Here is a 10,566-nt window from a genome sequence, read left to right as displayed (position 1 = left end):
CCAGCTTGCTGGCGATGGGGCCGCCATCACACCGCATAACCTTCCCGCAGGCATAAAAAAAGGCCACCCGAAGGCAGCCTTTAAAAACTAGAGAGGTTTTTACTTACACCGCCGCAACCGGACGCATGTAAGAGATCGGTGCAGTGCTGGCGTCTTCGAAAGTCACGACTTCCCAAGCATCTGGCTGCTCAATCAACTTGCGCAGCAGCTGGTTGTTCAATGCATGTCCGGACTTGAAGCCCTTGAACTCACCAATCAGGCTATTGCCCAGCAGGTAGAGGTCACCAATTGCATCGAGGATCTTGTGCTTCACGAATTCGTCTTCATAGCGAAGGCCGTCTTCGTTCAGTACACCATCCGCGTCGACCACAATAGCGTTTTCAACGCTGCCGCCGAGTGCGAGGTTGTGCTTGCGCAGGTACTCGATGTCACTCATGAAACCAAAGGTACGGGCGCGGCTGACTTCTTTTACGAACGAAGTGCTGGAAAAATCCACGCTTGCACTTTGTGTGCGGTTACGGAAAACCGGGTGATCGAAATCGATCTCGAAACTCACCTTGAAGCCTTCGAAAGGGACGAAAGTGGCGCGCTTGTCGCCGTCTTCCACTGTCACTTCCCGCAGGATCCGGATGAATTTCTTGGCTGCGTCCTGTTCTTCCAGGCCGGCCGATTGAATCAGGAAAACGAAAGGTCCAGCGCTACCATCCATGATCGGGACTTCGGACGCGGAGAGCTCGACGTAGGCGTTATCGATGCCCAGGCCGGCCATGGCCGAGAGCAAGTGCTCAACCGTGTCCACTTTCACGTCACCGTTGACCAGCGTCGTCGACATAGTTGTCTCGCCGACGTTGGCAGCACGAGCCGGGATCTCGACCACTGGATCGAGGTCGGCACGGCGAAAGACGATTCCGGTGTCGATCGGTGCAGGCTTGAGGGTCAGGTATACCTTCTCCCCAGAATGCAGACCTACACCGGTGGCACGGATAATATTTTTCAGTGTGCGTTGTTTAATCATGGCTTGGGCCGCTTCAGCGCAAATTGCGAACTGGTATCAACAAAGGCTGGCGATGATAGCAGACCAGACCTTTGCTGAACACCAATCACCTTCATAGCCCTGATACATTCCATTAATCGGCCTGACGACGCAGGAAGGCCGGGATGTCCAGGTAGTCCAGATCATCTTGCGGATTCATCTTCGCGGCAGTCGCAGCACCGGCCTGAGCCTGGTTGCGCATGACGGTCGGACGGTCCAGGTCACGGTAGTTCACCGCTGGAGCTTCCTGACGAGCGGGAGCCGATTGTTGCGGTTGCGGCGCCATGGAAGTGTGAACGGTATTGTCGATGACCTTCACAGGCTTCTCGATTTTCGCGCCCAGACCGGTGGCAACGACTGTTACGTGCAGCTCGTCGCGCATGTCCGGATCGATAACGGTACCGACCTTGACCATCGCGTGCTCGGAAGCGAAGGCTTCGATGATGCTACCCACGTCGGAGTACTCACCCAGGGACAGGTCAGGGCCGGCGGTGATGTTCACCAGGATGCCGCGTGCACCTTGCAGGTTCACGTCTTCCAGCAACGGGTTGCGAATGGCCGCTTCGGTGGCTTCGCGTGCACGGTTCGGACCGCTGGCGCAGCCAGTGCCCATCATCGCCATGCCCATTTCGCTCATCACGGTACGGACGTCGGCGAAGTCGACGTTGATCATGCCCGGACGCTTGATGATGTCGGAGATACCGCGAACGGCACCGGCCAGTACATCGTCTGCCTTGGCGAAAGCCGACAGCAGGCTGGCGTCTTTACCGAGGATGGTCAGCAGCTTCTCGTTGGGAATGGTGATCAACGAGTCGACGCTTTCCGACAGCAGGCGGATGCCTTCGTCGGCCAGTTGCATACGCTTGCGGCCTTCGAACGGGAACGGACGGGTCACCACCGCAACGGTGAGGATCCCCATTTCCTTGGCCACTTCAGCAATGATCGGCGCAGCACCGGTACCGGTACCGCCGCCCATGCCGGTGGTGATGAACACCATGTTGGTGCCCTGCAGGACTTCGGCAATGCGCTCGCGATCTTCGAGAGCGGCCTGACGACCTACTTCAGGGTTGGCGCCGGCGCCGAGACCTTTGGTCACGCTGGTGCCCAGTTGCAGGATGGTCCGCGCGCTGATGCTCTTCAGCGCCTGGGCATCAGTGTTGGCGCAGATGAATTCAACGCCTTCAATGTTGCTCTTGACCATGTGATTGACAGCGTTGCCGCCGCCTCCGCCAACACCGATAACCTTAATGACCGGGCTTGCGGGGATGTTGTCTACGAGTTCGAACATTTTCCCTCTCCTTTGATTCTCTAGTTTTTTCGCCTACTGCCTGTATCTACAACGGTGCTGCGGTAATTCTTCAGAAGTTGCCTTGTACCCAGCTCTTGATGCGATCGAGCAAGGCGGCTTTCGGTTCGTCATTGCTGTAGCTGTCGCGGCTGCTGATGCCCGAGAACGAAATCCCGTCGGACTGCTTCTGCAGGCCGTACATCAACAGGCCGACGCCGGTGGAATAAATCGGGTTGCGCACCACGTCGTCGAGACCCTTCACGCCATGCGGCACGCCCAGGCGGACCGGCATGTGGAAAATCTCTTCGGCCAGTTCGACCGCGCCTTCCATCTTCGACGTACCACCGGTCAACACGATGCCGGCCGGGATCAGGTCTTCGTAGCCGCTGCGACGCAGTTCGGCCTGGATCAGCGTGAACAGCTCGTCGTAACGCGGCTCGACCACTTCGGCCAGGGCCTGGCGGGACAGCTCGCGCGGTGGACGGTCGCCAACGCTCGGGACCTTGATGGTTTCACCGGCACCGGCCAGCTTGGCCAGGGCACAGGCGTAGCGAATCTTGATTTCTTCGGCGTACTGGGTCGGGGTGCGCAACGCCATGGCGATGTCGTTGGTCACCTGATCGCCCGCAATCGGGATCACTGCGGTGTGACGGATCGCGCCTTCGGTGAAGATCGCGATGTCGGTGGTGCCGCCGCCGATGTCCACCAGGCACACGCCCAGCTCTTTCTCGTCGTCGGTCAGTACCGAGTACGCGGACGCCAGTTGCTCGAGAATGATGTCGTCGATTTCCAGACCGCAGCGACGCACGCATTTTTCAATGTTCTGTGCGGCGTTGACGGCGCAGGTGACCACGTGGACCTTGGCTTCCAGACGTACGCCGGACATGCCCAGAGGCTCACGCACGCCTTCCTGGTTATCGATCACGTAATCCTGCGGCAGGGTGTGCAGCACGCGCTGGTCAGCCGGGATTGCCACAGCCTGGGCGGCGTCGAGGACGCGCTCAAGGTCGGCGGAGCTGACTTCGCGATCACGAATCGCCACGATGCCGTGGGAGTTCAGGCTGCGGATGTGATTGCCGGCCACGCCGACAAACGCCGAGTGGATCCGGCAACCAGCCATCAGCTGCGCTTCTTCGATGGCGCGCTGGATCGATTGCACGGTGGACTCGATGTTCACCACCACGCCTTTCTTCAGGCCGCGGGACGGATGAGTGCCGATCCCGACGATTTCCAGCGTGCCGTCGTCCGAGACCTCGCCTACCAGCGCCACCACCTTGGAGGTGCCGATATCGAGACCGACGATCATTTTGCCGCTTTGCACGTTTGCCATGGGTCCTGCCTCTCTTAATTCTTCGCGACAGCGGGTTGGGCTGTCGTAGGCGCTACAGGTTCCCGCCAGCCAACAGCGAGGCCGTTGGCGTAGCGCAGATCGATGCGCGCAATGTTCGTAATCTGTTCTTTAAGCGTCTTGTCGTAGATGGCAATGAAGCGGCGCATCTTTTCCACCAGGTTGCCGCGGCCCAGCAGCAGTTCGATCCCCGGGCCCGAACTGCCGGCACCGGTGGTCAGGAACCAGCTGCCTCGTTCACGCAACTCCAAGCGTGCAATCGAGAAGCCCAACGGCCTGAGCATCTGGCTCAGCACCTGGTATTGCTGCATCACTTGCTGCTGAGCCCTTTGTGGGCCGAACAGCTGTGGCAAGTGTTCGTAGTTCGCCAGCTCACGCGGGGTGAACGCCTGACCCTGGTTGTTCAACAGCGATTCATCGCCCCAACGGGCCACCGGCAGTTGTTCTTCCAGGCGGATCACCACTTGATCCGGCCACACCCGACGCACTTCGGCGTGGGCAATCCATGGCATCTGTTCCAGCTCGGTGCGCATGCTCGCCAGGTCGATGGTGAAGAAGCTCGACGCCACGTACGGGGCGATTCGCTGCTGCACCGCTTGCTGGCTGATGTAACTCAGGTCGCCCTGCACCGCGATCTTGGTGATTGGCCGGTCGGCGTACGGCAGCAAACGCTGTGCGCCTTCGTAAGTGCCAAACCCCAGTGCGACCAGCAGCACTGGCCAGAACAGGCTTTTCAGAAAACCAAAATTGGCTTTCGGCAGGCGCGCAGACATCGGCTCTTTGGCCACCATTCGGCTGGCACCCCGCGGCACCGGCTTGCGACCGGGTGCTGGAGGGGGCTGATGTCTGAGCTGTGCGCCTTGCATGGTCTTACCCTCGAACCTCAACACTGGCGGCCAGGATCGCCAGGACCAATTGCTGGAAATCCAGACCGGCGGCACGGGCCGCCATCGGGACCAAACTGTGATCGGTCATGCCCGGTGCGGTGTTGACTTCCAGGAACCAGAACTGCCCGTCGGCGTCCTGCATCACGTCAGCCCTGCCCCAACCGGCGATACCCAGTGCCTCACAGGCTTTCGCCGTGAGGTCCATCAGTTCTTTTTCCTTGTTGCTGTCGAGGCCGCACGGGATCCGGTACTGGGTATCGGAGGCCACGTACTTGGCGTCGTAGTCGTAGAAACTGTGCGTCGTGCCCAGGGCAATCGGTGGCAACACCTGGTCACGCAGGGTGGCGATGGTGAACTCCGGACCTTGAATCCATTGCTCGACCAACACTTGCGAATCGTAGGTACTGGCCGCTTTCCACGCGTCGATCAACTCGGGCGCGGAAGTCACTTTGGCCATCCCGATACTTGAACCTTCATGGGCCGGTTTGACGATCAAAGGGAAGCCCAGTTCCGTCGCCGCCGAAATACAATCGGCCTCGGAACTCAGTACCGCGTGGCGTGGCGTCGGAATGCCGAGGCTGTGCCACACCTGCTTGGTACGCAGCTTGTCCATGGCCAGTGCCGACGCCAGAATGCCGCTGCCGGTGTACGGAATGCCCAGGCATTCCAGCAGGCCTTGCATGCTGCCGTCTTCACCGCCACGACCGTGGAGAATGATGAACGCGCGGTCGATTTTCTCGTTGAGCAAACGCTGCAACAGGTCATCACCGACATCGAGACCGAACGCGTCCACACCGGCGCTTTGCAACGCTGCGAGAACCGCATTGCCCGACTTCAGGGAAACTTCACGCTCCGCACTCTTGCCGCCGAACAGCACGGCAACGCGGCCGAAATCTTTCGGCGCGACAGTGGATACGAGGTTGGCGTAAGCAGCAGTCATTTCAACTTCCCCACGCTTGGCGCGGCAATGGCGCCAGCGAACAACGGACTCTTCAACAGTTTCGGTGCGAGACCGCCGATATCACCGGCGCCCTGGCACAGCAGGATGTCGCCGGCACGCAGCAGCGGCTTGACGACAGGCGCGAGGTCGACACCGCGCTCGATGTAGATCGGGTCGAGCTGACCGCGCTGACGGATGCTGTTGCACAGCTTGCGGCTGTCGGCACCCGGAATCGGCTCTTCGCCGGCCGGATAGACTTCCATCAGCAACAACACGTTGGCGTCGGCCAGTACATTGACGAAATCGTCGTACAGGTCGCGGGTGCGGCTGTAACGGTGCGGCTGGTAGACCATCACCAGGCGGCGCTCCGGCCAGCCACCACGGACGGCCTTGATCACGGCCGCGACTTCGGTCGGGTGGTGACCGTAGTCGTCGACCAGCATCACGCTGCCGTCTTCGACCGGCAGTTCGCCATATACCTGGAAGCGTCGGCCGACACCCTGGAACCCGGACAGGCCCTGGACGATGGCTTCATCGCTGACGCCTTCGTCAGTGGCGATGCAGATGGTGGCCAGCGCGTTCAGCACGTTGTGGTTGCCCGGCATGTTCACCGAGACATCCAGCGGCTCGCGGTCAGGACGCAGCACGGTAAAGAAGGTCTGCATGCCCTGCTGACGCACATTGATCGCGCGCACATCGCAGTCATCGCCGAAACCGTACGTGACGACCGGACGTTTGACCTGCGGCAGAATTTCACGCACCACCGGATCGTCCAGGCACACCACCGCCAGACCATAGAACGGCAGGTTGTGCAGGAACTCGACGAAGGTTTTCTTCAGTTTGTTGAAGTCACCGTCGTAGGTCGCCATGTGGTCGGCGTCGATGTTGGTGACCACGGCCACCAGCGGCTGCAAGTGCAGGAAGCTGGCGTCGCTTTCATCGGCTTCGGCGATCAGGTAGCGGCTGGTGCCGAGCTGGGCATTGGTGCCCGCGGCATTCAGACGACCACCGATGACGAACGTCGGATCGAGGCCACCGGCAGCAAATACCGAAGCGATCAGGCTGGTGGTGGTGGTTTTGCCATGTGTACCGGCGACGGCGATGCCGTGGCGATAGCGCATCAGCTCAGCCAGCATCTCGGCACGCGGCACCACCGGAATACGGCGTTCAAGCGCAGTGGCGACTTCCGGGTTGGAGGTGTTCACCGCGCTCGATACCACCAGCACGTCGGCGGCAGCGGCGTTCTCGGCACGGTGGCCGATAAAGATCTGGGCGCCGAATGATTCGAGACGCTCGGTAACCGGCGAAGCTTTCAGGTCGGAACCGGACACTTCATAGCCCAGGTTCAGCAACACTTCGGCGATCCCGCACATGCCCACGCCGCCGATACCGACGAAGTGGATGCGACGGATACGGCGCATTTCCGGGTGCGGCATGGCTTTCTGATTCTCAACCATGGGCCACCTCCAGGCAGGTATCGACCACGTTACGGGTCGCATCGGGTTTGGCCAGGCGGCGTGCCGCAGTGGCCATGTCGGTGAGTCGTTGTGGTTGCATCAGGACCTCTGTCAGGCGTGCGGCAAGATCCGCTGCGCCAGTCGTTCTTTGCGGCATCAGGAAGGCAGCGCCTTCACGGGCCAAATAATCGGCGTTGCGGGTCTGGTGATCGTCGATCGCGTGGGGCAAAGGCACCAGCATCGAGGGCAGACCGGCGGCAGCCAGTTCACTGATGGTCAGCGCGCCTGCGCGGCACACCACCAGGTCGGCCCAGCCATAGGCGTGGGCCATGTCTTTGATGAAAGGCTGCACTTGCGCCTCGACGCCAGCCGCGCGATAGCGCTCTGCAGTCACTTCATCGTGGTTTTTGCCGGCCTGATGGAACACGTCCGGACGCAGGTCGGGGGCGACGTGCGACAGGGCTTCAGGCAGTAATTTGTTCAACGGTTCTGCGCCCAGGCTTCCGCCGAGGATCAGCAAACGCGCCTTGCGACCAGCCAGGGCAGGTCGCGGTGTGTCGAGGAACAGCTCGGTGCGCACCGGGTTACCGGTGGTCCGTCGGCTGTCCGACAGGGTAAAGGTGTCGGGGAACGCTTCACAGACTCGGGCGGCCAACGGCACCAGCAACCGATTGGCGGTACCGGCCACGGCGTTCTGTTCGTGAACGATCACCGGCACGCTGGCCAGTTTGGCTGCAACGCCGCCAGGACCGGTCACATAACCACCGAAACCAACCACGCACACCGGCCGCAACTGGCGAATGATCGCCCGCGCCTGCCAGACGGATTTGAGCAACATCAACGGCGCCTTGAGCAGGGACAACTTGCCCTTGCCGCGCAGACCGCTGGCGTTGATCCGGTGCAGCTCGATGCCGGCCATCGGCACCAGGTCATTTTCGATGCCACGCGGTGTACCAAGCCAATGCACGGTGTAACCGCGGGCCTGGAACTCGCGAGCGCAAGCCAGCGCCGGGAACACGTGTCCGCCGGTGCCGCCTGCCATGATCAATACGTTAGCGCCCATGGGTCGGCTCCTCGGCGAAGTCGCTCTCATGGAACTCCATCTCCTCACTGCCCAGGTGGGTTCGACTCTCCCACTCAATGCGCAGCAACAAACCGAGACAGGCACAGCAGATCACCAACGAACTGCCGCCATAACTGAGGAACGGCAAGGTCAGGCCTTTGGTTGGCAACAGGCCGACGTTCACCCCGATGTTGATCAGGAACTGACCAATCCACAGGAACGACAGACCGTACGCGATATAGGCAGCAAAGAACTGCTTGGCCTTCTCGGCCCAATAACCGATGTACATGCCGCGAATACAAACAAAGACGAACAGGGCCACGGTGCACAGGGAACCCACGGCACCCAGTTCTTCGGCCAGAACCGAGAACACGAAGTCGGTGTGGGCTTCCGGCAGGTAGAACTGTTTCTGCACGCTGTTGCCCAGGCCTACGCCCAGCCACTCGCCGCGACCGAACGCGATCAATGCTTGCGACAACTGATAACCGGCGCCGAACTGGTCGGCCCACGGGTCGGCAAAGTTGGTCAGACGCGCCATCCGGTATGGCTGCACCTGAATCAACAACACCACCGCCGCAACCGCCAGGACCACCATCAGGGAGAACCGGAACAGCCCGACCCCGCCAAGGAACAGCATCGCCGCAGCCGCGCCCATCATCACGACGGTGGCACCGAAGTCCGGTTCCATCAGCAACAGCCCCGCCATCGGCAGCAGCACGATGAACGGTTTGAAGAAACCCATCCAGCTTTCACGCACTTCTTTCTGGCGACGCACCAGATAGCCGGCGAGGTAGATCACCACGAACACCTTGGCAATCTCGGAAGGCTGAACGTTGAAGAAACTGAAACCGATCCAGCGCATCGAACCGTTCACTTCACGGCCGATCCCCGGAATGATCACCATCACCAGCAAGCCGAACGCACCGATCAGCATCAGCCAGCCCAGGCGTTGCCAGGTGGCGATCGGAATCATCATGGTGACGATGCAGGCAGCCAGGCCCAGCACCACGTAGATCAAGTGGCGAGTCATGTAGTACAGGGCACTGCCCGACTGCACGGCCCCCACTTCGGTCGAAGCCGAGGCGATCATGACCAGTCCGAGGCCGATCAAGGCCAGGCAACCGGCAAGCATCGGAAAATCGAGGTCGATGCCGCGCCCGGTGATGAGCGGCGAAGGAAACGGCTTGATGATGTTGAGCAGGCTCATGCCAGATCCTCCACTGCCTGGACGAACTGGTGACCACGGTCTTCGTAATTCTTGAACATGTCGAAACTGGCGCAGGCCGGCGACAACAACACCACGTCGCCCGGCTGCGCAGCGGCGCGGCATTGCTGCACAGCTTCGACCAGCGAAGCAGCGCGGATCAGCGGCACGGCGTCGCCAATGGCCTCACCGATCTTGTCGGAGTCGCGGCCCATCAGGATCACGGCGCGGCAGTTGGCCGCCACCGGATCACGCAGATCATTGAACTCGGCACCCTTGCCGTCGCCACCGGCGATCAGCACGACCTTGCCGTCGATGTCCGCGCCCAGCCCTTCGATGGCGGCCAATGCGGCGCCGACGTTGGTGGCTTTGGAATCGTTGTAGTAGCTCACGCCGTCCAGGTCACGAACCCACTGGCAGCGATGTTCGAGACCGGCGAACGTGCGCAGGCTCGACAGCATGGCGTCGAACGGCAGGCCAACCGCGTGGCCCAGGGCCAGTGCCGCCAGGGCATTGGACTGATTGTGGGCGCCGCGAATTTTCAGCTCGCGCACCGGCATCAGGTTCTGGAATTCGAAGGCGAGGTATTTCTCGCCGTCTTCTTCGCGGATACCAAACGCCTTGAAATCGGGTTTGCTCAAACCGAAGGTCCAGCAGGGCTGACCTTCGCCCATCAACGGACGGCTCAGGGCGTCCTGACGGTTGACCACGAACTGCCTGGCACCACGGAAAATCCGGTGTTTGGCCAGGTGATAGGCCGGCAGACCGCTGTAGCGGTCCATGTGGTCTTCGCTGACGTTGAGCACGGTCGCCACTTCGGCGTTGAGCTGGTCGGTGGTTTCGAGCTGGAAGCTCGACAGTTCCATCACGTACAACTCGATGTCATCGCGAAGCAGGTCCAGCGCCGGCGTGCCGAGGTTGCCGCCGACAGCGACGCGCTTGCCGGCCGCAGCCGCCATCTCGCCCACCAGCGTGGTCACGGTGCTTTTCGCATTGGAGCCGCTGATGGCGACAATCGGCGCCTTCGCGTTACGCGCGAACAGCTCGATGTCGCCGGACAGCTTCACGCCACGAGCGGCGGCCGCCTGCAGGGCCGGGGTCGCCAGCGCCAGGCCGGGGCTCACGTAGAGCTCGTCGGCGCGGCACAGGAATTCGACGTCCAGCTCGCCACAACGCACTTCCACGTGCGGATAGTCACGCTTGAGCGTGGCCAGTTCCGGTGGATTTTCCCGCGTATCGGCCACGGCAAACGACGTGCCCCGGTTCGCCAGGAAGCGAACCAGGGACATGCCGCTCTTGCCGAGGCCGACAACGATGCGGAAGTGGTCAGAAGCGATCAGAGACAC

At 61.2% G+C, this 10,566-nt stretch carries 9 protein-coding genes; all 9 read right to left on the bottom strand.

From position 1 onward, the window contains the following. Positions 1-103: 103 nt before the first annotated feature. Positions 104-1,015: a UDP-3-O-acyl-N-acetylglucosamine deacetylase gene (lpxC, locus tag PMI32_RS23150; protein ID WP_008025989.1), complete on the bottom strand. Its 912-nt coding sequence runs from the start codon at positions 1,013-1,015 to the stop codon at positions 104-106. A 112-nt stretch (positions 1,016-1,127) separates the two neighbouring features. Then, positions 1,128-2,321 carry a cell division protein FtsZ gene (gene ftsZ, locus PMI32_RS23155; RefSeq protein WP_008025988.1) on the bottom strand — a complete coding sequence of 398 codons (1,194 nt, stop codon included), beginning with the start codon at positions 2,319-2,321 and terminating at the stop codon, positions 1,128-1,130. A 70-nt stretch (positions 2,322-2,391) separates the two neighbouring features. Continuing rightward, on the bottom strand, positions 2,392-3,651 hold the full coding sequence (ftsA, locus tag PMI32_RS23160; RefSeq protein ID WP_008025987.1) for a cell division protein FtsA: 1,260 nt from the start codon (positions 3,649-3,651) through the stop codon (positions 2,392-2,394). 14 nt (positions 3,652-3,665) lie between these two features. Further along, positions 3,666-4,535 (bottom strand): cell division protein FtsQ/DivIB, encoded by an 870-nt coding sequence (locus PMI32_RS23165; RefSeq protein ID WP_008025986.1) that lies wholly within the window; start codon positions 4,533-4,535, stop codon positions 3,666-3,668. Positions 4,536-4,539: 4 nt separating this feature from the next. After that, entirely contained in the window at positions 4,540-5,496 is a 957-nt protein-coding gene (locus PMI32_RS23170) for a D-alanine--D-alanine ligase (RefSeq protein ID WP_008025985.1), read from the bottom strand. After that, complete coding sequence (gene murC / locus PMI32_RS23175; protein ID WP_008025983.1) at positions 5,493-6,953, bottom strand: UDP-N-acetylmuramate--L-alanine ligase; 1,461 nt, start codon at positions 6,951-6,953, stop codon at positions 5,493-5,495. Before murC ends, PMI32_RS23170 begins: the two co-directional genes overlap by 4 nt. After that, positions 6,946-8,016, bottom strand: coding sequence for an undecaprenyldiphospho-muramoylpentapeptide beta-N-acetylglucosaminyltransferase (murG, locus tag PMI32_RS23180; protein ID WP_008025981.1), 1,071 nt, complete (start codon positions 8,014-8,016; stop codon positions 6,946-6,948). The genes murC and murG overlap by 8 nt, the downstream gene beginning before the upstream one ends. After that, on the bottom strand, positions 8,006-9,223 hold the full coding sequence (gene ftsW / locus PMI32_RS23185; protein WP_008025980.1) for a putative lipid II flippase FtsW: 1,218 nt from the start codon (positions 9,221-9,223) through the stop codon (positions 8,006-8,008). Before ftsW ends, murG begins: the two co-directional genes overlap by 11 nt. Next, a complete protein-coding gene (murD, locus tag PMI32_RS23190) occupies positions 9,220-10,566 on the bottom strand; it encodes a UDP-N-acetylmuramoyl-L-alanine--D-glutamate ligase (RefSeq protein WP_008025978.1) in 1,347 nt (448 codons plus the stop codon). Before murD ends, ftsW begins: the two co-directional genes overlap by 4 nt.

Origin of the sequence: Pseudomonas sp. GM60 (assembly GCF_000282415.1) — a bacterium.
Taxonomy (GTDB): Bacteria; Pseudomonadota; Gammaproteobacteria; order Pseudomonadales; family Pseudomonadaceae; genus Aquipseudomonas; species Aquipseudomonas migulae.
Note: the sequence above shows the minus strand (reverse complement) of the source record. Positions and strands in the feature narration are given on the sequence as shown.